Source organism: Methylobacterium sp. GC_Met_3 (assembly GCF_026540775.1).
Classification (GTDB): domain Bacteria; phylum Pseudomonadota; class Alphaproteobacteria; order Rhizobiales; family Beijerinckiaceae; genus Methylobacterium.
In genome coordinates, this window is record NZ_JALNUL010000003.1 from 64,117 (window position 1) to 84,315 (window position 20,199).

A 20,199-nucleotide genomic window follows, 5' to 3' on the forward strand; every position below is an offset into this window, starting at 1 on the left:
CGTCGCCCATCTGCATCCTCACGCCGCCACCCTCCCCGGCTCCGCCACGATGCGGCGGAACGCGTCGGCGAGCGCTTCCCCGGGCGCGCCGATATCGCCGGCCCGGCCGCGGGCGACGATCCGGCCGCGATGGAGAACGATCGCGTCGTCGTCAGGCAAAATCTCTTCGAAGATATGGGTCGCCCAGAGGACCGACAGGCCCTCCTCGCGCACCAGAGCGCGCACGATCGCGACGATATCGGCGCGCGATTCGAGATCAAGGCCGACCGTCGGCTCGTCGAGCAACAGCAGGTCCGGCCGGTGGATCAGCGAGCGCGCAATCTCGATTCGGCGCGACTGCCCGCCCGAAAGCGTACGAACCTTGTCGTGCCGCCGATCAGCGAGCCCGACCCGATCGAGGAGCACGCCGACCCGCTCCTTCCCGGCGCTGCGGGCAATGCCGTGCAGGCTCGCATGGTACAGGAGGTTCTGCTCGACGGTCAGATCGGTATCGAGCGTACGCGCTTGGAACACCACGCCGAGCCGCGCGAGCGCCCGAGAGGGCTCGCGGTCGAGCGCGTGGCCGAAGATCGAAACCCGCCCGGTCTGGTTGTTGTAGAGACGGGTAATCACCGAGAACAGCGTGGTCTTGCCCGCCCCGTTCGGCCCGAGTAGGGCCGCGAAGCGTCCGCGCCCCACGTCGAGCGATACGTCGTCCAGCGCCGCCCGGGTGCCGAAGCGGTGGCCGACCTGCTCGACCCGAAGGGCCGCCTCGGCACTCATCGGCCGAGCACCTTCCGGGCTTCGGCGACGGCGTCGAGGCACTCGTCGAATTCGCCCTCCTTCTGCTCCCGCTCGGCGACGCGCAGGGCCTTGCGGAGCTTGGGCAGTGCGGCTTCGGGCGGGTTCAGCGCCAGGGCGTCGCGAATCATCGCGATGCCTTCAGCGCAGGTTGAGGCATCATCGGCGGCGAACGCGGGTCCGGCGAGGATCAGGGTCGAGGCAAACAGGATCGCACGCATCACTTCACCGTCAACGTGCCAGTCATGCCCTTCGACTCGAGGCCGTGCGCCGTCCAGATGTAGGTGCCCGGCTTGATTGCCACGAACTCGATGGCGATCTCACCCGGATCGTCGAACTCCAAGTGATCGGGCGGGCCGCCGCCGTGGATCTCCTTGTGCTCGATCACGATCTGATTGAACCAGATGAACCGGAAGAACTCGGGCGCGTAGAATTTGTACTCCTGATGCCCCTTGGCGACGATCCGCAGACGATAGGCCTTGCCGGATTCGAGCGTGATGTCCTTGTTCTCGACGGCGAAATCATTGCCCTGATCGTCGCCGAGGACGAGATCGGGCAGGTTCTCGCGCTTCTTGGTCAGATCCAGCGCGAGGGCCGGACCGGCCGCGAGCAGCCCGGCGCCGGCGAGGGCCGCCAATCGAAACATCCGCATCGTGTCGCTTCCCACCCTCTTTGAGGACCGTGCCCGATCGCTTTGCAATAATGCGCGGCTCTTAGCGCTTTTTATTGCGCGGTCTCTTGCGCCGAACCGGTGTCCATTAATGTGGTCTCGGATCAATTCGGCGAGATCGCCACGCCCCACGGCAGCAGGCCGACCGGGATGCTCTTGATCACCTTCTCGGAGGCCACGTCGATCACCGAGACATCGTTCGAGGTGCCGTTCGTGGTGAACAGCTGCTTCTGGTCCGGCGTTAAGGCGAGCTGCCAGACACGTTGGCCCACTGGGAGATACTTCTCGACCGTGTAGGTCTTGGCGTCGATCACCGCGACCCGGTTGGCGGGGCCGAGCGCCACGAAGGCCTTGGTCCCGTCCTTGGTGATCCGGATACCGACGGGCTGGATCGCCTCGTCATTCACGCTCGGGATCTTGAAGGTGATCTTCTTGATCACTCGGCGCTGGGCCACGTCGATCACGCTGACCGTGCCGCCGACCTCGGCCGAGACCCACAGGAACTTCCCGTCGGCCGTGAACTCAGCGAAGCGCGGCCGCGCATCCACCAGCACGTTGTCGATGACCTGGAAGGTCTTCGTGTCGATGAAGTGGGCCATGTTGGTCGTCTCGGAGGTGTTGACCAGGATCTTCCCGTCCGGCGACAGGCCCATCCCCTCCGGCTCGACGCCGACCGGCACCTCGGCCAGCACCTTGTTCTTCTCGATGTCGATGATCGTGACCTGGCTGTCGTCCTCGTTGGCGACGTAGAGCGGGTTGCCCGAGGCATCGAGGATGAACTGCTCCGGATCCGGCCCCGAGCGGAGCGAGCGCACCACCTTGCCGGTGCTGGTGTCGAGCACGTCGATCCGGTCGTCGTCGCTCGCGCAGACGAACAGCTCCTTGCCGTCCTTGGACACGGTAACGCCGCGGGGGCGCCGGCCGACCTTCCACGTGGCGGTCACCGCCATCGTGTTGGCGTCGATGACGCTGACCGAGTTGCCCTTTTCGTTGGTAACATACGCGGTGAAGGCGGCGGCCGGCCCGCATAGGGCGAACCATGTACCGAGGGCGACAACGCTCAGTCCTGCCTCGATGCGGCGGCTCATGCCATTCCCTTCCCTTGCGTCGTCCCGGCGCCCCGTGTGAGCGCTCTGCCCGGGGACGTTCTCGCGGGCCAATAGTAGTGCGATATCCGCGCGTTGCGAGGGTCCGGCGCGCTCGTCAACGCCGCAGGCGCTCGGTCACTTGAACTTGCAGGTGGTCTCCGGAAGATCCACACCCAGCGTATCGAGCGGCGTTCGCTGGTGCAGGAAACCCTGCTCGGGCGCCACTGAGACCAGCGCCTTCGGCTGCACCACGATGATCGCCTGCCGCAGCTGATGGTCCCAGGGGCGGAAGCTCAGCGGCACGCCCTTGTAGGCTGGCAGGGTGAATGCGGGCTCCGCGAGGTACGGCGCGATCACCGCCGGATCGTTGGTCTTCCTGGCGGTCACGGCCTCGCCCACCGTCCGCACCGCAGCCCAGACCTGATAGTCGAGCGGCCGCATCAGCCGTCCGGCGAGCCTGCGGAACCGGTTTTGCGCCTGCGCGGCCCCCCAGGTCTCGAGAACCGGGGACCACGTGGTCGGAGTCAGTGCCTGCGTGCCACCGACCGGCCGCGGGTCGACCGTGCGATAGGGAACGTAGTCGCCCCAATCACCCTCTTCGTCGGCCACGATCGCCATGTCGTAGTCGAGGCCCCGGGTGAAGACCATCGCTTCCGCGCGGGTCGGGGTGTCGCCTCGCGCCTTGGCCAGGGGCCCGAAAGTCCACGGTTTTTCCGCCGTGATCTTGAGGGCGAATTTTCGCGCGGAGTTGCGCACGGCGTCCGCGTAGGCCTTGTCGGCATCGGTCGGGCCGACGATCAGGAAGATTTTCCGCCAGCGCATGGCCGTGAGGTATTGCGCCAAGGCATCGGTGAGCATCGCCCGGGACGGGAGGATGTGGAACACGTTGGCCCGGCAATCGGCACCGCGCAGCCGGTCGTCGGCGGCGCCGGCATTGAGCACCACGGCGCCCGTGTCCTTCACCGCGTCGGACACTGCCAATACCGCGTCGGCCGGCAGAGCCAGGACGAGGTAGCGGATGCCTTTCCCGACGAGGTCCCTGGCGGCGGCGATCGGATCTGGCTTGTCGTCCGTCAGCGCCACGTCGTCGAGGACGTAGGTCTGCTTGGTGAAGCGGCCGGTCGTATTGTTGTCGGCGATGCCCATCTTGGCGCCGGCGAGCCCCTCGTCCTCGGGCGCGGCCTCCGCGTCGTACGAGGATGGGGCGGGCTGAGGCCGGTAGATCAGGCCAATATGGGTCTCGATGGATTCCGTCGCCGGCTTCTGCGCCCGGGCCGCGAACGGCATCAGCGCCAGCAGGGTGAGGCCGGCCCGGAGCCAGCGCCGCCTTGCCGTCCGTCCGACGCGTCTTACGGCTGCAGGATTGTGCATAGGCACGGCCTCTATCAGTTTCCGTCCCAGCCGCTCAATTGCGGCTTGCGGTTGCGCCGTTCACGTTCCCGACGACCGGATGACCGGGTGTACTTAAGCCCGTCGTGGATCAGGCCGACGGGGAAGTACATTGCCAAAGTGTCCCGTCGCCCGACCTATGGCCCGATAGAGGTCGTCCGAAGCGGCCGGATTGTCGAGAGGAACGCCCCGCCCATGCGTCACCTGCCCATCCAAGCGGCCACGGCCTGCGGTCTCCTCGCCGTCGGCACCGTCCTGCCGGCCGCTGCGCTGGCCGCCGAGAAGGCCGCGGTGTTCCCGGTGGAGCTGTTCGAGCCGGGCGCGACCTACGGAGCCAGGGCGCGGCCGGCCGACACCAGGAAGCTGGCGCTCGTCACAGACGAACTGCGCAAGGCGCTGCACGATCAGGCAGGGCTGGAGATCGTCGACACGGCTCCGAAGGCCGACACCGTTGCCAAGGAAGGGCCGCTGTACAAGTGCAACGGGTGCGCGGCGGACATCGGCAAGAGCCTGGGTGCGGACCTCGTCGCGACGGGTTATGTGGAGAAGGGATCGGGTCAGATCTTCAACCTGAACGTCACCATCGCCGAAGCCGAGACCGGCAAGGTGGTGCGCGGCGGGCTGGTCACGATCCGGGCCGACACCGACGATACCTGGGCCCACGCGATGCGCTGGCTGGTGAAGAACCGCCTGCTTGCCGAGCCGCTGCCTGGAAAGTCCTGAGGCCCTTCACACGCTCTTCGAGTCATCCGTGCCCGCGTCCAACGTCCCGCTCAGACCCCTGCCCCGCCTGCTCGTCAGCGTCCGCGATCCGGCGGAGGCCGAGGCCGCACGGCTCGCCGGCGCCGACCTGATCGACGCCAAGGATCCCGAGCGCGGGGCGCTGGGCGCCCTCGATCCGGCTCAGGTCCGCGAGGTCGTGGCCCGCGTGGCCGGCGGGGCGGTGACGAGTGCTGTGGCCGATCCGGAGCCCGCTGCGATCGCCGCCATGGCGGCCACCGGGGTTGATTGGGTGAAAACCGGTCTCGATGCTCTCCGCCGGCGCGAGCCCGCCGCGTTCGCGGCTCTGGCCGCTGCGGCACCGAACCGGTTGATCGCCGTGCTGTTCGCCGAGGACGGTCCCGCGGCCGACCTGATCACGCAGCTGGCACAAGCCGGTTTCGCGGGCGCCATGATCGACACCGCCGGCAAGCATGGGGCACGGCTGCCCGATCTGGCTCCGCCCGGCGACCTCGCGGCCTTCACGCAGGCCTGTCGCGCCCACGGCCTGATGAGCGGCCTCGCGGGTTCGTTGCGGGTCATCGACATCGCGCCCCTGGCCGAACATGGGCCGGATTACCTCGGCTTCCGCGGCGGTCTCTGCCGCGACTTCGACCGCCGCTCAGGCATCGATCCGCTGCGGATCGCCGAGGCGCTGCGGGCGCTTCGCCCCAACCAGCGGGATGCCGCGTGATTTCGGTCATCAAGATCGGCGGCAGCCTGGAGGCGGATCCGCACCGCCGTCGCGTGCTGCTGGCCGAGATCGCGGATGGCGCGTGCGGACGCTGCATCGTCGTTCCGGGCGGGGGCACCTTCGCGGCCCTCGTGCGGGCCGCACAGGCGCGGGAGGGCTTCAGCGACGCCGAGGCGCATCGCCAGGCGCTCGATGCCATGAGCGACGCGGCCGGGATCTTTCGTGGAATCGAGCCGCGCCTCGTCCACACCCTGGAGCCCTGGGCCGAGACTGCGACCGCCACGGCGCGCGTCTGGAACCCGCGCCTGCTGCGCGCCGGGCACCCCGATATCCCGGAAACCTGGGACGTGACGTCCGACAGCCTCGCCCTCTGGCTCGCGGGACGGGTCGCCGCCAAACGCTGCGTACTGGTGAAATCTGTCGATGCGCCGTCGGGGCGTGACGCCGCCGCCCTCGCGTCCGGCGGACTCGTGGATGCAGCCTTCTCGACCTTCGCCGCCCGCTACGGCGGACCGATCGAGATCTGGGGACCGAACCGACGGGTTGCCGTCGAACCGAGGGATGCGGCGTGAGCGCGCCCGAACACATCGTCTTCGTCACCGGCCGCCTCGCCCGTGCGCGGCTGGAAAAGGTCGCGGCCGGCCTCCCCGAAAAATTTCGATGGAGCATCGCGGATGCCGGCGTGAAGGTCGCGGCTTTGATGACCGAGGAGATCATCCGCCGCAGGATCAAGTTGCCCGACGGCGCGACCCGGGTGATCCTGCCGGGCCGCTGTCGGGCCAATCCGGAGCACTTGGCCGCTCACTTCGGCGTCCCGGTGGAGCGGGGCCCCGACGAGGTGGTCGATCTGCCGGCTTGGCTCGGGCTCTCGGCCCGGAAGGTCGATCTCTCCCGACACGATCTTCGGATCTTCTCCGAGATCGTCGACGCCTCGAAGATGAGCGTCGAAGAAATCCTTGCCAAGGGCCAGGATCTGGCCCGGAGGGGCGCGGACGTGATCGATCTCGGCGGCCTGCCCGACACGCCGTTTCCCCATCTCGAAGACGCCGTGCGCGCGATGAAGGATGCCGGGCTCAAGGTCAGCGTCGATTCCTTCTCCCGCGAGGAACTCGCCCGGGGCGCCCAGGCCGGGGCCGACTTTCTGCTGAGCCTTAACGAGGACACCCTCGACCTTGCCTTCGAGACTGATGCGGTGCCCGTGCTGGTGCCGACGCGCCCCGAAGATCTGCCCTCCCTCGATCGGGCGATCGAGCGGATGCTCAAGGCCGGCCGGCCCTTCCTGGCCGATCCGATCCTGGAGCCGATCCATCACGGGTTCGTGGATTCGATCAGCCGGTATCGCGACACCCGCGCCCGCTGGCCCGACATCGCCATGATGATGGGCACCGGCAATCTCACGGAACTGACCGAGGCGGATTCACTGGGTGTCACCGCGCTGCTCGTCGGTATGTGCTCGGAGCTGACGATTCAGAACGTGCTGATCGTGCAGGTCTCCAACCACACCCGCCGCACCGTCGAGGAGCACGATGCAGCGCGGCGGGTGATGTTCGCCGCCAAGGCGGATTCAGCGCTGCCCAAAGGCTACGGCCGAGCGCTGCTGGCGCTTCACGACAAGCGGCCCTTCGTCCAGACGTCCGCCGATATCGTCTCGGCCGCCGCGGAGGTCCGCGATCCGAACTACCGGATCGCCGTCGCGGAGGACGGCATTCACGTCTACAACCGCGACATCCACAGGGTCGGCACCGACGCCATGGCCTTCTTCCCGAACCTGAACGTGGCGAGCGACGGCGCCCACGCCTTCTATCTCGGGGCGGAGCTGGCCAAGGCCGAAACCGCGTGGCGGCTCGGCAAGCGGTACGTGCAGGACGAGCCGCTGGATTGGGGCTGCGCCGCCGATGCCGAGGTCGAGGACGCCACCGCCTTCAAGAAGGTTGGTCACACCCGCCATTCCGGCCCCGACGCGCCGCCCCCCGCTACTCGGGACGCGCGTCTCGTGCAGCCCGACGCCGACGCGGAGCTACCCGAGATGATCCCGGAAACGACGGCCCGCGCCGAGGCGTCGCCGGAACTGCCGCAGGGGCCGAAGACCAAACTTGTCTGTGGCCGGCTCGTGCCGGCCGATCAGGCGTGAGCCGATGCCGCTGATCCTGGAAACCATCGTCACCACGCTCTCTCCCGCGGGCGAATTGCACCTCGTGCCGTTCGGGCTGATCGGCGAGGATGACGGCTACGTGCTGGCACCGTTCCGGCCCTCGCCGACCATCGTCAACCTGGAAGCGAACCCCTGGTTCGCGGCTTCGAGTCCCCGCGATATCCGGGTGATCGCCGGGGCTGTCACGGGGCGGCGCGATTGGCCGACCGTTCCCTGCGCGGTCATCGCGGGCCGGTGCCTCGCCGACAGCTTCGGCCATGCCGAGTTCGAGGTCGCGGTCGTCGAGGATCACGAAACCCGGCCGCGCTTCCGCGGCCGCATGGTTCACAGTGCCGCGAAGGCGCCGTTCATCGGCTATAACCGCGCGCAGGCGGCGGTGTTGGAAGCCGCTATTCTTTCCACCCGGCTCCACATGCTGGAACCCGAGAAAGTCTTGACGGAGATGGCCTACCTCGCCATCGCCGTGGGCAAGACCGCCGGACCCCGCGAACGCGAGGCCTGGGGTTGGATCGAGGACAAGGTCGCGGCGGTCATCGGCCCCGCGGCGCGGATCCTCGGTCGCGACGACCGCTGATCGCGGGAGGAGAAGGACAAGATGAAAAAAATAACCCTGGCCTTGGCGGCCACCGCGGCGCTGGTCGCCGCGACCGCGCAGGCCCATGGCCCGACCCGTCGAAAGATCAACGAGTCGATCGAGATCAACGCTCCAGCCGACAAGGTGTGGGCGGTGATCGGCGACGTGAAGAACGCCGATTGGATGCAGAACGTCACCAAGACCGAGCTGAGCGGCGATCCGGCCGGTAAGTTCAAGCGAGTGCTGACGCTCAAGAACGGCGACCAGATCTCCGAGACCAGCAACAAGTTCAAGCCCGAGGACAAGCTGTTCTCGTACTACATCGACAAGGTCGACGTGAAGGATCTGCCGGCCAACGACTATTCGGCCACGATCACGGTCGAGCCCGCGGGCGATGCCAAGTCGAAGGTCGAGTGGAAGGCCGCCTTCTACCGCGGCTACATGAACAACGATCCCCCGCCCGATCTCAACGACGAGGCGTCCGAGAAGGGCGTCGGCGACTGGATCAAGGCGAGCCTCGCCAACCTGAAGGCCAAGGTCGAGAAGGGCTCGTGAGCCCGGGCCGGGCGGCGCTCGCCGCCGCCCTCGCCCTCACGGTCAGCGTCGCCCGCGCCGAGCCGGCGCGGGAGGCCATCATCACCGCCCAGCTCGGCGGTGCGGTCGAGGTGGTGGACCTCGCTGCCGGCAAGGTGGTGCGCCGCATACCGGTGGATGGGGCCCCGGCCGGGATCGTGCTATCGGCCGATCGCCGGCGTGCCTATGTGACCCGCCCGGAGGGGCACGGCATCGCCGTGATCGATCTCGCTGCCGGCAAGCTTCTCGCCGAGGTGCCTTTGCCCGGTGGGCCGCTCGGCATCGCGGCGGATCCGCAAGGCGGCCGGGTCTACGTGGCCGATTGGTACGGGCGCCGTTTGTTCGTGCTGTCCGAGCATGAGGGCACTCTGGTGCCGGATGGCGAGATCGCCGTCGGGGCCTCCCCCTCGGGGATCGCCATAAGCCCGGACGGGCGGACGCTCTACGTGGCCAATCGCGAGGCCGATACCGTCTCGGTGGTGGACGCGTCGGCCCGTCGCGAGATCAAGACCATCCCGGTGGGCCAGCATCCGTTCGGCATCACCCTCGACGCCGCTTCGGGCCGCGCCTACACGGCGAATGTCACGAGTGACGACGTCTCGGTGATCGACATTCCGGCTGGCCGCGAGATCGGCCGGATCGCCACTGGTCGACGGCCTTACGTCATCGCGCTCAGTGGCGGGCGCGGCTTCGTCACCGACCAATATGCCGGCAGCGTCACCGTCTTCGACCTCACGACGCTCAAGCCGATCACCGATATCGACGTGGGCGATCACCCAGAGGGGATCGAAGCGGATTCAGAGGGCCGTCTCTACGTCGCCAACTGGGGTGACAACACGTTGAGCATCCTCGATGCTGCGACGCTCAAGGTGACGGCAACCATCCCGACTGGTAACGGCCCGCGCGCGTTCGGGACCTTCCTTCGGTGACGATCCCCGGCCCCGAGGCCGCTCAGAGCGATTGGCGCCCCGGCCCCCGCCGATAGGCGACACGGGCGGCAACCAGGGCGCCGCCCACCTGCAGGAAACCGGTCTCGCCGAGGTCGGGTGAGCCAAGATGGGCCTGGATCAGCAGACGCGTGAGCGCGTTCAAGGCAAGCAACGTCAGGCAGAAAGCTGCTGCGGCGAGCAGGCTGGCGACGAACTCGGGCATCGACTCGCTCCCGTTCCGAACGAGACCAACCTAGCAAGCCATGCGCCAAGGCCAAGCTGCTGTGAAATCCGCTCAGCGCCCGCGGGGAGCGGCAGCGGCCGGCTTGGCTTGCGCGGGCGGTTTGGCCTGAACGGCCGGAGCTGGGCGCGGCGTCTCGACGAAAAGCCGCTTCACCGGCCAACCGTCGCTCCAGCGCTCCATATCGGCCAGCCGCGGATTGCTCTTCAGCGCCGTTGCATCCGAGCCCAAAAAGGCCGCTGCGGCTGCGAGATCGAAGGTCTTCCAGAAGCCCAGGTAATCGATCGCATCCACGCGGGCGAGGTTGACCTGCGCGACAAGCGTCTGCTGCTCGCCTGTGAGGGCCATGTCGGCGGACCAGCGGAAGGGCACAGGCTTCGGCCCGTCCTTCGGTGCATCCTTGGGCTCCGCCGCAGGCTTGATGGCGCCGCCATCGTAGGCCGTATCCAGGCCGGCCGGCGACGCCAGGGTCGCGGTGAGCGCCGGGAAGCCGTGATCGTCCGAAAGGACCCGCACGAACAGCTTGCGATCCAGGGGAACCGCGCTCGCCTCGCGCAGCAGACGTTTGGCGGCCATGTCGGCGGCCCGGGTATCCTTGTCGCCCACCATGGCAACGATGATCGTCGCCGGGTCGACCGTCGACAGATCGCCGAGCGTGATGCCCCGCGACTTCGGTCCGCTGGCAATGCCGCCGGGTGTCATGGCGAAGATCAGTTTCGGCACAGGCAGGCCCCGCGCCTTGGCATCGGCGGCGAGATCCAGGGCCAGGGGCGCACCGGCCAGATGGCCGACCATCGCGACGCGGGTGAGATCCGGTTTGGCTTCGGCGTCCGAGGCGAGGTCCGCCAACGCGCTCTTGAGAAGCGTCTCGGCGATCGCCGGCGCATCTGCGGGCCGCGTCCGGTTCACCTCCTGGAAGCGCGGCAGGACCACGAGCCAACCCTGGCGGACCAGATGATCGATCCAGCCGCCGTAGCTCTGAGGATTCACGATCCCCCAGCCATGCAGAAATATCGCGACGGGCCGCCCAGCCTCGGGTGCAGCCCCAGCGGCGAAGAAGGCGTAGCTGCTCGCAGTGCCGCGTCCGAGGAGGCGCTTCACCACATTGGCCTTCCGGTCTCCGACGCCACCCGGCCCTTCGGCGGGTTGGGGTGGCGGCGTGGCTGCCTCGACCGCCGTGGAGCCGGCCAGGATCGTGATCGCGACCGCTGAGAGCGACCCGCGAAGAGCGGTAAGACGCATGAAGGGCTCGATTGAGAAACGCCTGCGCGCGCAGGATTGAGGCCGCTGAATAGCAGATTCTTACGCCTTGGCGACCCGATGCGGCATAGCCGGCCTCTGCTGTGCACCGGGCGTCTTGCATCGTCGACGAGATGAGCACCAGGGAATTCCCTTAACGCGATGGAATCACGCCTGGACCTGGTCGGAGTCCGTCTAAAATTGGTGTATCCACGACGCTATAGTAGGTCTTTAAGATCAATATCGCTGGCCAGTTATAAAGAGAACTAGAGTAAACCCAGCAATGTCAGGTCAGGGTCGTCCGGTGCGCAATGCATCAATCGTTAGCTTGGCGCCTTCTGGCTCTCACGCAATGCAATCGCCGGTGCTCGAATGCACAGAATCGAGTTGGCGGGCCAAAACCGTCAATGAGAGCGGCACCACGGCATCCGCCTCGCCGTAAACGATGCGCAACTCGTCCCGAACCGAATCCAGAACGACTGTTTCAATAGCTTCGTCAGACGCCCACCCACCAGTGCGACTGAGGGAATCGGCGTGATTGGCAGCAACGATCTTCATGGCGACGCCTGTGATCCCTAGTCGTGCAGAGAATGCCGGCGCCGGGTCCGGGTGTGGCGTACAACGACGACCCTGCTTCAAGTTTCCAGGCCGGGGCTGATAATTTTACCACCCGGACCAATAATCGCCGGACCGGTGCCGTCGGAAGGACGACCCGCGGCCTGCTCGACCCAGGCCAGGATGTCCTCGGCGCGCCAGGGCTTCGGGATGAAGGTGGCGGAAACCCTCAGGTCGCTGGGCTGATCACCCGCATCGCCGGATGTCAGGAGAACGCGCACCCGTGGCCAGGTCACGCCGATTATCCGCGCCAGCTCGAAGCCCCCGATCGGACCGGGCGTGCGGACATCCGAGAAGACGACGCTGACCTCGTCCCCGCGATCATTCAGAATGGCGAGCGCGCGGTCGGCGGTTTCGGCCTCGATGACGGTGAAACCGGTATCCTCCAGCAGCGTAGCCGCGAGGAATCGCTCGTCGGGCTGGTCCTCCACGACGAGGATCACGGGCTTCCGGCCTGTCTGTACCGAGTCGTTCATAGGCCAGGACACTCTACAGGGGCTGAACGGCGGCCGACGCAATCGGTTCAACGCTTTATCGCGGCGATGGACCGGAGCCGCGCAGGCACCGAGCCTCCTGTGATCCTTGCACAATAGAGAAGTTGTTTTTGTGTCCTGAGTAACACAGCATTCCAGGAACGCCCGGATACGACCGAGGATTCGGCTTCCGGGCTTCAGGTGCCGGTGTCAGCCGACGCCATGCGCCTTCAGGAAGGCCAACGCCCGCGCCCATCCATCTTCCGCAGCCTCCCGCCGGTAGCTCGGCCGATAATCCGCGTGGAAGCCGTGCGGCGCGTCGGGATAAACGACCAGCTCGACGGTCTTTCCGGCAGCCTTTGCCCGGTCGCGCGCCTCCTCGACCGAGGCGACGGGGATGCCCGTGTCGGCTCCACCATAGAGCGCAAGCAATGGCGCATTGATCTCCGCGGCGACATCGCCGGCCGTGCGCGGCTGGATCTCCGTCCGCTCACCGCCGACGGGGCCGTACCAGGCCACGGCAGCCTTCAGGTCGCGCCGGTGTGCAGCATACAGCCATGCGTCGCGTCCACCTCGGCACCATCCCATGACCCCGAGGCGCTGCGGGTCGCCCTTGGCGGCCGAAACGGCCCAGGCCGCCGCCGCGTCGAGATCGCCGATCCACTGGGCATCCGGCGTCTTCGAGATGACGTCTCGGATAATGATCTTCGGATCCGTCATCGTCGAGAGGTCGCCCTGCCGGGCATAAAGTTCGGGCGCGACCGCGCAGTATCCGGCCTTGGCCAAGCGGCGGCAGATATCCTTGATGTAGTCGTGGACGCCGAAAATCTCCTCGATCACCAGCACGACCGGGAACGGGCCAGCCCCGTCGGGAACGGCGTGATAGGCCGGCATGGGCCCATCGGCGGCCGGAATCTTCACCTCGCCCGCCTCGATGCCGGCCGTGTCGGTGTGAATGACCTGTGCCTCGACCCGGGTGGTCGCGAGCGTCAGCCCACTCATCAGGCTGGTCATGACGAAGCCGCGCCGCGACAGAGGCGCCGTGATCAGCCCCTCAAGCCCTTCGGTGCTACCGGCCGTGCCCTGCTCCGCCATGCTGGTCTCTCCCTGATCACTTTGGGAAGAGGTAACGCGTTTGGTGGCGACCGTCTCGTCGATGGAGGCTTACGCGTCGTCTTGTCCGAGAATCGCGGCCATCATCCTGATCAAGGCCGCCCGCCGCATCACGCGCTCGCGGCACTGAGCGCGCGGATCGCAGGCCTGGACGCGACCCGGCGCGTCGCCGGTGCTTCACGCGGCTGCAGCATGTCGGCCAGGGTCACGAAGGTCTCGGCGGCCGGTGAGACGACTGCGCGGATCCCGTAGCCGAGGGCGAAGGAGCGGATCAGCTCGGCGTCGCGGGCGATGCCGAAGCGGTCGAGGGCAGCAAGGAACGCCTCGCGGAACAGGCTGGGCCGGCACCAGCGCTTCTCGGCCATCTGGAGCGGCCAGTCCCAAAGGCCCTCGGCGCGCCGGCTCGCGAGCGCGTCGCGCGCGATGAAATATCCGGTGTCCCGGTGCTCGATCCCGTCCGCCTGTACGGACCAATCATCGTTGCCGAACAGCTCGGCCTCGGCCACGTCGCTCATCGGGTTCTCCGCGCCGTCCCGGCGTTCCGAAGCATCGGAACAATGCTGGAACATTGGCGCGGATCCCCGCGTTGGTCAAGCCGTTTGTTCCCGGTGCGTTCGCGGTGCGCCCGAGGTGTCAGCGCGCTCGGAAGAGGGCGTGCTCCACGCGGTCTCCGGGCTGAATCCCGAGCTTGGCCGCTGTGCCGGCATTGAGTTCCAGCACGGCGACGACCGGGCCCCCGGAGGGGATGATGGCGGTGGACAGCGGCTCCGTGTCGGCCGCGATGTGGCTGACAGTGCCGTCCGGCCGAATGAAGACCATATCGAGCGGAAGATAGGTGTTCTTCATCCACATCGTGACGGGCTCGTCCCGCTCGAAGTCGAACAGCATTCCATGATCGGCCGCCATGTGCCGACGGAACATCAGGCCGCGCGACCGTCCGGCATCGTCGCGCATCACCTCGACGGCGAACCGCTTCGGTCCCGCCTTCGTGGTGATCGTGAGCGGTTCCGTCTTGGCAGTTGCCGCTTGGACCGGCGCCTGCGCGCAGACCACCGAGACCGGGATGACGGCAATCAAGCCGAGGCCGATTATGGCTGCGGCCGCCGCAAGATGGGACGGGATTCTCACAGGCTGAAGCCTCTCGTGGAGCGATGCGCGGGGGATCTGCGGCTCGGCGCTCACATAGGCCAGGAATGCAGCGGAGGGAATCCGCGGTCACTCAACGGGCGAACGCGGCTTCGCGCTTGAGCGCTCTTCCGCCGATCTAGCCGCTGGTTCGTCGGAAGAGCGCGCGTCAGAACCGAGACTGCGAGCCGGGCTCGGCGCTAGTGCGACGCCGGGAGTGTCCCATCGACCAGTCGGACCTCTGCGGCCATGACGCCCTTCGAGCCGTCTCCGTAGCGTACCAGCACGGCCTCGCCCGGCTTCAGTTCGGCGATCCCGTACCGGCGCAATGTCTCCATGTGGACAAAGATGTCGGGCGTCCCGTCGCCCCGGGTGAGGAAGCCGAAGCCGCGCAGGCGGTTGAACCACTTCACCACGGCGGTCTCCAGCCCGCTGGTCGGCGTCACGGTCACATGCGTCCGCGGCAGCGGCATCTCCGAGGGATGGACCGCCGTCGCCTGATCGAGGGAGATCACCCGGAACGCCTGCCAGCCACGGGGCCGCTCCACCGCCTCCACGACGATGCGCGCGCCCTCGCTCGCGGCCTGGTAACCTTCCCGCCGCAGGCAGGTGACGTGAAGCAGGATATCCGGGGCGCCGTCATCCGGCACGATGAAGCCGAACCCCTTCGCAACGTCGAACCACTTGATGTGTCCGGCGACCTCGATGAGGTCCAGAGCCTCGTCGTCACGCAGGCCCATTTCGGCGCTGCGCGCATTCGTTCCCTGATCGAGGGTTTCCGGCCCGGATCCGCGTTCGTCAGACATGGCCGAAAAACCTACCCTGAATCACGCCGCGCCGGTTCCCGGCAAGATTAACGAAGTCCTGACACGCGGGAAGCCCGTTTCGCCGGCAAGGGAGCTATGCCGAGTTGCAATCTCGGCAGGTGTATGCGCGGCGGCAACAGTCGATCTGTCGCAGTCGGCGCACGCAAACGCGCATCGGCGCCCGCGCCGCCATGCGGAACGCCCGATCGGGCGGCGTCGCCTCACGGTCTATGGGCCAGTCTCGGCTTTGATCACGTTTCCGAGAGGTCGGCTTGCCCCCCGGCGCCACACTTAAGCCCAGTGGTCAGCCCTTGGCAGGTCCCAGACCGCCGTGATTTGGGTTCCCTACCATGTCAGCCGATCCAACCCTCACCGTTCGCTCCATCGCCGCTCCGGCCGAAGCCCGAGGGAATCGTCTGCCGGTCATCGATGCTGCGCGGGCTGCTGCGCTCCTCGCCATGGCGAGCTATCACAGCCTGTGGGACCTCGGGTATCTGCGGCTGACCGCCGAGAATTACGCCGTCACGCCGGGCGGCCATCTGGCCGCCGAGATGATCGCCGGTTGCTTCCTCGTGCTGGTCGGCGTCGGGCTCGTGCTGATGAACGGTCGGGGTATCCGGCCCCGGCCCACCCTGCTGCGGCTCGCCCGCGTCGGGGGCGCCGCCCTCCTGGTGACCCTGGGCACGTGGATCACGTTTCCGGACGCCTATGTGTTCTTCGGCATCCTGCACTGCATCGCCGTGTCGAGCGTGCTGGGGCTCGCCTTCCTGTTCTTACCGGTCCCGGTCACCGCGCTCACGGCGGCGCTGGTGCTCGCGGCACCGCATGTCGTGCAGGCCGCGTTCCTCGATGCGCCCGTCTTGTTCTTCCTGGGCCTCGGCTCCACGATGCCGCGGACCAACGATTACGTGCCGCTGTTTCCGTGGTTCGGGCTGGTGCTCTCCGGAATCGTGCTCGGCCGCATCGGGCTGCCGAGGCTCGCGCGGTCCCGACTCGGCGCTTGGAGCCCACGCTCATCCCTCGCGCGGGCCGCGACCTTTGCGGGGCGCCACAGCCTCGTGGTCTACCTGATCCATCAGCCGCTACTGCTCGCAGCGCTCACGGGCTTGGTGACGGTCACCGGCGCCAATCCGCGCGCGGGCCTGCGGGCGTTCAGGGCCGATTACGTCACGATCTGCACCCGAACCGGCGGCGAGACGCCGCTCTGCCGGATCGCAGCGCGCTGCACGTCGGATGCCTTGCTGCGCGAGGATCTGTTCCGCGAGGACGGACGGCCGTTCAGTCCACCGGAGCGGCTACGGGCACAGGCACTCTCGCAGGGCTGCTACGCAACCCTCGAGAATGCGGCGCACGCACCACGCTGAGATCGGCCGCGGTGGTGCGCGACCGGCTAGGCTCGATCAGTCCTTCGCACGCTCGACGTAGGCCCCGTCGGCGGTCATGACGACGACGCGCGTTCCGGCCGCGATGTGCGGCGGCACGGTCGTGCGGACGCCGTTCGACAGCGTCGCCGGCTTGTAGGACGACGATGCCGTCTGTCCCTTCATGGCCGGCTCGGTCTCGGTGACCTCAAGCGTCACGCGCTGCGGCAGCTCGATCGTCAGCGGCACGTCGTTGTGGACCGAAAGCATGACGGCCATGCCCTCCTGCAGATAGGGGGCGGCGTCGCCGACCACGTCCGCCGGCACGGCGATCTGCTCGTAGCTCTCGGGGTTCATGAAATGGAACCCCTCGCCGTCGCTGTACAGGAAGGTGTGCTCGCGATCTTCTACGAAGGCGCGCTCGACCTGCTCGGTGGTCCGGTAACGCTCGGAGACCTTCACGCCGTCGGTGATCCGGCGCATGTCGAGCTGGGTCACCGGCGTGCCCTTGCCGGGATGGATGTTCTCGGCGAACAGGATCACGTAGAGCTTGCCGTCCTTGTCGACGACGTTGCCCTTGCGGAGCGTTGAGGCGATCACCTTCACGGAATTGCGTCCTGCATTGACATGGGTGGCGGCACGCGCCAAGCGCGGTCGCTGTATTGTCGGACCCCGCCACTATCGCATCTGCGTCCCGGTTTCCAGCGGCCGGCCGAATCGTCGTTGTGAGCCGCCGACGGGCCATGTCGTGTCCGCGCCGGGACGGGAAATGAGAATGGGCCGGATCGAGCCGTTCATGACAGGCGCCCCGTCTTCGCCCTCTCTCGAGAGCCCGTCGTGGTGACGGCACCCTCCTCCCCCTGGTGGGCCACCGATCGACATGCCGATCGCCGGCCGGCGCTGATCCAGCGCAACCGCCTCACCGCGGCCTTCCGGTCTTGGTTCGCGGAGCGGGAATTCGTCGAGGTGGAGGCGGCGTGCCTGCAGGTCTCGCCGGGCAACGAGGCGCATCTCTCGGCCTTCGCCACGGAGGCAGTCGGTATCAGCGGCGCGCGCACACCCCTCTATTTGCACACCTCGCCCGAATTCGCCTGCAAGAAGCTCCTGGCGGCCGGAGAGACACGGCTCTTCAGCCTCGCTCGGGTGTTCCGCAATCGCGAGCGAGGGCCGCTGCACCACCCTGAATTCACGATGCTCGAATGGTACCGGGCCGGAGCGCCCTACACGGACCTGATGGCGGACTGCACCGATCTGCTGAGGCTGGCTGCCGTTACGACCGGTTCGCGCCGTTTCACATATCGCGGCCGCGACGCGGATCCCTGCGCAGAGCCGGAGCGGCTGACCCTCGCCGAGGCCTTCGACCGCTTCGCCGGGATCGATCTGTTCGCGACACTGTCGCGGACCGGCGAAACCGACCGGGAAGCCCTCGCCCGCGCCACCGCCGCCGCGGATCTGCGGGTCGCGCCGGACGATACCTGGGCCGATCTGTTCTCGCGGGTCCTGGTCGCGCGGATCGAGCCGCATCTCGGCATCGGCCGACCGACGATCCTGTGCGAGTATCCGGTCAGCGAGGCGGCTTTGGCCCGGCCAGCACCCCATGACGGCCACGTCGCGGAGCGCTTCGAACTCTACGTCTGCGGGGTCGAACTCGCCAACGCGTTCGGCGAGCTGACCGATCCGGCCGAGCAGCGCCGCCGCTTCGAGGACGAAATGGCGGAAAAGCTGCGCGTGTACGGGGAATGTTACCCGATCGACGCAGAATTCCTTGCGGCCCTGGCGGTCATGCCGGACGCCTCCGGGATCGCGCTCGGCTTCGACCGCCTCGCAATGCTGGCCTGCGGCGCCGGCCGCATCGACGATGTCATCTGGACCCCGGTCGCGGAGACCCAGGCGTGACCCAGGCTCTGCGCAACACCGACGATCTCGCTGCTGCTGGATTGATCTCCGGCGCGGAGGCCGACCTACTGCGCGTGGTTCTCGCCCGCTATGCGGTCTCGGTGACGCCCGACATGGCCGAGCTGATCGATCCGACCGACCCGGACGATCCGATCGCCCGGCAGTTCGTGCCGTCCGTGGAGGAGTGCCGGACCGAACCCGAGGAGCGCGCGGATCCGATCGGCGATGCCGCCCACGCGCCAGTTACCGGCATCGTTCACCGCTACCCTGACCGTGTCCTGCTCAAGCCGCTGCACATCTGCCCGGTTTACTGCCGCTTCTGCTTCCGCCGCGAGATGGTCGGGCCCAACGGGCTCGGAACGTTGAGCGAGACCGAACTGGAGGCGGCGTTCGCCTATATCGCGCAGGATCCTCGGATCTGGGAAGTCGTGCTCACGGGCGGCGATCCGTTCGCGCTCTCGGCCCGACGCCTTGGCGATATCGCGGAGCGGCTCTCGTCCATCGAGCATGTGCGCGTTCTGCGGATCCATACCCGCGTGCCGGTCGTCAAACCCGACAGCGTGTCGGGCGACCTCGTGCGGGCCCTGCGCCGTTTCGGGCGCGCCGTCTTCGTTGCCCTGCACGCGAATCACCCACGCGAATTCACGCCGAGCGCCCGCGCCGCCTGCGCCCGGCTGATCGATGCCGGGATCCCGATGGTGAGCCAGACCGTGCTGCTGCGCGGCGTCAACGACGATCCTGGTACCCTGGAAGCCCTGATGCGGAGCTTCGTCGAGAATCGGATCAAGCCCTATTACCTGCACCACGGCGATCTCGCCCCGGGCACCAGCCATCTGCGCACCAGCCTCGCCGAGGGGCAGAGCCTGATGCGGGCGCTCCGCGGGCGGCTCTCCGGCCTCGCACAGCCCACATACGTGCTCGACATTCCCGGCGGCCACGGCAAGGTGCCGGTCGGACCGAACTACCTGACCGACACCATCGACGGGCAGCGGGTGACCGATCCGGACGGATGCGATCACGCCTATCCACCGAAGGCGGGAGACTGAAGGCGTGACGATGCGCAGGCTCTGGGGGCGGCTCACTTCGGTGAACGTGCAGAAGGCGGTCTGGGGGCTCGACGAAGCCGGGCTCGCCCACGAGCGGATCGACGCGGGCGGTGCCTTCGGCGTCGTCTCCGATCCCGCCTACCGCGCCCTCAACCCGAACGGCCTCGTGCCAACCCTGGAGGAGGACGGCTTCGTCCTCTGGGAGTCGAACGCGATCCTCCGTTATCTGGCGATGACCGGCCCGGACCTGGCGCTGCCCGAGGATCCCCGGGTGCACGCGGAGGTCGATCAGTGGCTCGACTGGCAGGCGACGAGCTTCACGCCGGCCATGCGCGACGCCTTCTGGCAGCTCTACCGTTCGCCGGAGCCCGACCGTGCCCTCATCGCCGAGTCGTTGAGGAAAACCGAGGCTCATGCGGCGATTCTCGACGCCCATCTGGCTGACCGGGATTACGCCGTCGGCGATCGCTTCGGGATTGCCGACATCGCCCTTGGCTGCGCGGCCCATCGCTGGCTGAACCTTCCGGCCGAACGCATCAAGCGCCCGGCCCTGCGCCGATGGTATGCGCGCATTTCCGCCCGGCCGGGGGCTGCCAACGCCCTGGGCGAGCCCATCGGCTGAGCGCTCCGACGGACTTGCCGTTGCGCGCGCCGGATCCACCTTGGCAAGCGTGCG

The 20,199-nt window shown here is 67.6% G+C and carries 25 protein-coding genes; 11 read left to right on the forward strand and 14 right to left on the reverse strand.

Translation table 11 applies throughout. The annotated features are described in order from the left end of the window. Window positions 1-18: 18 nt before the first annotated feature. From OXS27_RS05690 to OXS27_RS05710, 5 genes are all read right to left on the reverse strand, one after another. Window positions 19-762, reverse strand: coding sequence for an ABC transporter ATP-binding protein (locus OXS27_RS05690; protein WP_267354903.1), 744 nt, complete (start codon window positions 760-762; stop codon window positions 19-21). Beyond that, complete coding sequence (locus OXS27_RS05695; protein WP_243919449.1) at window positions 759-1,001, reverse strand: hypothetical protein; 243 nt, start codon at window positions 999-1,001, stop codon at window positions 759-761. The genes OXS27_RS05690 and OXS27_RS05695 overlap by 4 nt, the downstream gene beginning before the upstream one ends. Next, the gene (locus OXS27_RS05700; protein WP_267355305.1) at window positions 1,001-1,426 is read right to left on the reverse strand and encodes a hypothetical protein; all 426 of its coding nucleotides are present in this window, start codon (window positions 1,424-1,426) and stop codon (window positions 1,001-1,003) included. The genes OXS27_RS05695 and OXS27_RS05700 overlap by 1 nt, the downstream gene beginning before the upstream one ends. A gap of 128 nt (window positions 1,427-1,554) precedes the next feature. Next, complete coding sequence (locus OXS27_RS05705; protein WP_267354905.1) at window positions 1,555-2,538, reverse strand: YVTN family beta-propeller repeat protein; 984 nt, start codon at window positions 2,536-2,538, stop codon at window positions 1,555-1,557. A 135-nt stretch (window positions 2,539-2,673) separates the two neighbouring features. Next, window positions 2,674-3,825, reverse strand: coding sequence for an ABC transporter substrate-binding protein (locus OXS27_RS05710; RefSeq protein ID WP_243919675.1), 1,152 nt, complete (start codon window positions 3,823-3,825; stop codon window positions 2,674-2,676). 297 nt (window positions 3,826-4,122) lie between these two features. Between OXS27_RS05710 and OXS27_RS05715 the strand changes: the two genes are divergently transcribed. The 7 genes from OXS27_RS05715 to OXS27_RS05745 are packed head-to-tail and all read left to right on the forward strand — an operon-like array spanning window position 4,123 to window position 9,608. Further along, on the forward strand, window positions 4,123-4,650 hold the full coding sequence (locus OXS27_RS05715; RefSeq protein ID WP_267354907.1) for a DUF3280 domain-containing protein: 528 nt from the start codon (window positions 4,123-4,125) through the stop codon (window positions 4,648-4,650). A 28-nt stretch (window positions 4,651-4,678) separates the two neighbouring features. Beyond that, window positions 4,679-5,380 carry a (5-formylfuran-3-yl)methyl phosphate synthase gene (locus OXS27_RS05720; protein WP_267354909.1) on the forward strand — a complete coding sequence of 234 codons (702 nt, stop codon included), beginning with the start codon at window positions 4,679-4,681 and terminating at the stop codon, window positions 5,378-5,380. Beyond that, the gene (locus OXS27_RS05725; protein WP_267354911.1) at window positions 5,377-5,952 is read left to right on the forward strand and encodes a uridylate kinase; all 576 of its coding nucleotides are present in this window, start codon (window positions 5,377-5,379) and stop codon (window positions 5,950-5,952) included. Before OXS27_RS05720 ends, OXS27_RS05725 begins: the two co-directional genes overlap by 4 nt. Next, window positions 5,949-7,511, forward strand: a complete 1,563-nt coding sequence (locus OXS27_RS05730; protein ID WP_267354913.1) for a DUF6513 domain-containing protein — start codon at window positions 5,949-5,951, stop codon at window positions 7,509-7,511. Before OXS27_RS05725 ends, OXS27_RS05730 begins: the two co-directional genes overlap by 4 nt. Before the next feature lie 4 nt (window positions 7,512-7,515). After that, a complete protein-coding gene (locus OXS27_RS05735) occupies window positions 7,516-8,106 on the forward strand; it encodes a DUF447 domain-containing protein (protein ID WP_267354915.1) in 591 nt (196 codons plus the stop codon). A gap of 21 nt (window positions 8,107-8,127) precedes the next feature. Beyond that, the gene (locus OXS27_RS05740) at window positions 8,128-8,661 is read left to right on the forward strand and encodes an SRPBCC family protein (protein WP_243919467.1); all 534 of its coding nucleotides are present in this window, start codon (window positions 8,128-8,130) and stop codon (window positions 8,659-8,661) included. Next, a complete protein-coding gene (locus tag OXS27_RS05745; protein ID WP_267354917.1) occupies window positions 8,658-9,608 on the forward strand; it encodes a YncE family protein in 951 nt (316 codons plus the stop codon). The genes OXS27_RS05740 and OXS27_RS05745 overlap by 4 nt, the downstream gene beginning before the upstream one ends. A 22-nt stretch (window positions 9,609-9,630) precedes the next feature. Here OXS27_RS05745 and OXS27_RS05750 read toward each other — a convergent pair whose 3' ends face one another. From OXS27_RS05750 to OXS27_RS05785, 8 genes are all read right to left on the reverse strand, one after another. Further along, on the reverse strand, window positions 9,631-9,831 hold the full coding sequence (locus OXS27_RS05750; RefSeq protein ID WP_243919469.1) for a hypothetical protein: 201 nt from the start codon (window positions 9,829-9,831) through the stop codon (window positions 9,631-9,633). A 72-nt stretch (window positions 9,832-9,903) separates the two neighbouring features. Then, window positions 9,904-11,091, reverse strand: a complete 1,188-nt coding sequence (locus tag OXS27_RS05755; protein WP_267354919.1) for an alpha/beta hydrolase — start codon at window positions 11,089-11,091, stop codon at window positions 9,904-9,906. Window positions 11,092-11,433: 342 nt separating this feature from the next. Continuing rightward, window positions 11,434-11,646, reverse strand: a complete 213-nt coding sequence (locus OXS27_RS05760; RefSeq protein WP_267354921.1) for a hypothetical protein — start codon at window positions 11,644-11,646, stop codon at window positions 11,434-11,436. A gap of 77 nt (window positions 11,647-11,723) precedes the next feature. Continuing rightward, on the reverse strand, window positions 11,724-12,179 hold the full coding sequence (locus OXS27_RS05765; protein WP_243919474.1) for a response regulator: 456 nt from the start codon (window positions 12,177-12,179) through the stop codon (window positions 11,724-11,726). A gap of 207 nt (window positions 12,180-12,386) precedes the next feature. Next, the gene (locus OXS27_RS05770; protein ID WP_267354923.1) at window positions 12,387-13,271 is read right to left on the reverse strand and encodes a dienelactone hydrolase family protein; all 885 of its coding nucleotides are present in this window, start codon (window positions 13,269-13,271) and stop codon (window positions 12,387-12,389) included. Window positions 13,272-13,399: 128 nt separating this feature from the next. Then, window positions 13,400-13,804 carry a hypothetical protein gene (locus tag OXS27_RS05775; protein WP_267354925.1) on the reverse strand — a complete coding sequence of 135 codons (405 nt, stop codon included), beginning with the start codon at window positions 13,802-13,804 and terminating at the stop codon, window positions 13,400-13,402. Between the two features lie 118 nt (window positions 13,805-13,922). Further along, complete coding sequence (locus OXS27_RS05780) at window positions 13,923-14,354, reverse strand: DUF192 domain-containing protein (RefSeq protein WP_267355309.1); 432 nt, start codon at window positions 14,352-14,354, stop codon at window positions 13,923-13,925. 260 nt (window positions 14,355-14,614) lie between these two features. After that, window positions 14,615-15,220: a cold-shock protein gene (locus OXS27_RS05785; protein WP_346732980.1), complete on the reverse strand. Its 606-nt coding sequence runs from the start codon at window positions 15,218-15,220 to the stop codon at window positions 14,615-14,617. 350 nt (window positions 15,221-15,570) lie between these two features. Here OXS27_RS05785 and OXS27_RS05790 point away from each other — a divergent pair, with 350 nt between their 5' ends. Further along, a complete protein-coding gene (locus OXS27_RS05790) occupies window positions 15,571-16,584 on the forward strand; it encodes a heparan-alpha-glucosaminide N-acetyltransferase (RefSeq protein ID WP_267354927.1) in 1,014 nt (337 codons plus the stop codon). A gap of 36 nt (window positions 16,585-16,620) precedes the next feature. On the opposite strand, the gene efp is transcribed toward OXS27_RS05790, so the two are convergent. After that, the gene (gene efp, locus OXS27_RS05795) at window positions 16,621-17,187 is read right to left on the reverse strand and encodes an elongation factor P (RefSeq protein ID WP_243919478.1); all 567 of its coding nucleotides are present in this window, start codon (window positions 17,185-17,187) and stop codon (window positions 16,621-16,623) included. A gap of 234 nt (window positions 17,188-17,421) precedes the next feature. Here efp and epmA point away from each other — a divergent pair, with 234 nt between their 5' ends. The 3 genes from epmA to OXS27_RS05810 are packed head-to-tail and all read left to right on the forward strand — an operon-like array spanning window position 17,422 to window position 20,145. Then, on the forward strand, window positions 17,422-18,477 hold the full coding sequence (gene epmA / locus OXS27_RS05800) for an EF-P lysine aminoacylase EpmA (RefSeq protein ID WP_267354929.1): 1,056 nt from the start codon (window positions 17,422-17,424) through the stop codon (window positions 18,475-18,477). Beyond that, window positions 18,474-19,523, forward strand: a complete 1,050-nt coding sequence (locus OXS27_RS05805) for a lysine-2,3-aminomutase-like protein (protein ID WP_267354931.1) — start codon at window positions 18,474-18,476, stop codon at window positions 19,521-19,523. Before epmA ends, OXS27_RS05805 begins: the two co-directional genes overlap by 4 nt. A gap of 10 nt (window positions 19,524-19,533) precedes the next feature. Further along, the gene (locus OXS27_RS05810; protein WP_267355313.1) at window positions 19,534-20,145 is read left to right on the forward strand and encodes a glutathione S-transferase family protein; all 612 of its coding nucleotides are present in this window, start codon (window positions 19,534-19,536) and stop codon (window positions 20,143-20,145) included. The last annotated feature ends 54 nt before the right edge of the window (window positions 20,146-20,199 follow it).

Coding starts and splice junctions, on each gene's coding strand:
- OXS27_RS05690 (WP_267354903.1), bottom strand. CDS start 762: ATGAGTGCCGAGGCGGCCCTTCGGGTCGAGCAGGTCGGCCACCGCTTC.
- OXS27_RS05695 (WP_243919449.1), bottom strand. CDS start 1,001: ATGCGTGCGATCCTGTTTGCCTCGACCCTGATCCTCGCCGGACCCGCG.
- OXS27_RS05700 (WP_267355305.1), bottom strand. CDS start 1,426: ATGTTTCGATTGGCGGCCCTCGCCGGCGCCGGGCTGCTCGCGGCCGGT.
- OXS27_RS05705 (WP_267354905.1), bottom strand. CDS start 2,538: ATGAGCCGCCGCATCGAGGCAGGACTGAGCGTTGTCGCCCTCGGTACA.
- OXS27_RS05710 (WP_243919675.1), bottom strand. CDS start 3,825: ATGCCGTTCGCGGCCCGGGCGCAGAAGCCGGCGACGGAATCCATCGAG.
- OXS27_RS05715 (WP_267354907.1), top strand. CDS start 4,123: ATGCGTCACCTGCCCATCCAAGCGGCCACGGCCTGCGGTCTCCTCGCC.
- OXS27_RS05735 (WP_267354915.1), top strand. CDS start 7,516: ATGCCGCTGATCCTGGAAACCATCGTCACCACGCTCTCTCCCGCGGGC.
- OXS27_RS05740 (WP_243919467.1), top strand. CDS start 8,128: ATGAAAAAAATAACCCTGGCCTTGGCGGCCACCGCGGCGCTGGTCGCC.
- OXS27_RS05750 (WP_243919469.1), bottom strand. CDS start 9,831: ATGCCCGAGTTCGTCGCCAGCCTGCTCGCCGCAGCAGCTTTCTGCCTG.
- OXS27_RS05755 (WP_267354919.1), bottom strand. CDS start 11,091: ATGCGTCTTACCGCTCTTCGCGGGTCGCTCTCAGCGGTCGCGATCACG.
- OXS27_RS05760 (WP_267354921.1), bottom strand. CDS start 11,646: ATGAAGATCGTTGCTGCCAATCACGCCGATTCCCTCAGTCGCACTGGT.
- OXS27_RS05765 (WP_243919474.1), bottom strand. CDS start 12,179: ATGAACGACTCGGTACAGACAGGCCGGAAGCCCGTGATCCTCGTCGTG.
- OXS27_RS05770 (WP_267354923.1), bottom strand. CDS start 13,271: ATGGCGGAGCAGGGCACGGCCGGTAGCACCGAAGGGCTTGAGGGGCTG.
- OXS27_RS05775 (WP_267354925.1), bottom strand. CDS start 13,804: ATGAGCGACGTGGCCGAGGCCGAGCTGTTCGGCAACGATGATTGGTCC.
- OXS27_RS05785 (WP_346732980.1), bottom strand. CDS start 15,220: ATGTCTGACGAACGCGGATCCGGGCCGGAAACCCTCGATCAGGGAACG.
- OXS27_RS05790 (WP_267354927.1), top strand. CDS start 15,571: ATGTCAGCCGATCCAACCCTCACCGTTCGCTCCATCGCCGCTCCGGCC.
- OXS27_RS05810 (WP_267355313.1), top strand. CDS start 19,534: ATGCGCAGGCTCTGGGGGCGGCTCACTTCGGTGAACGTGCAGAAGGCG.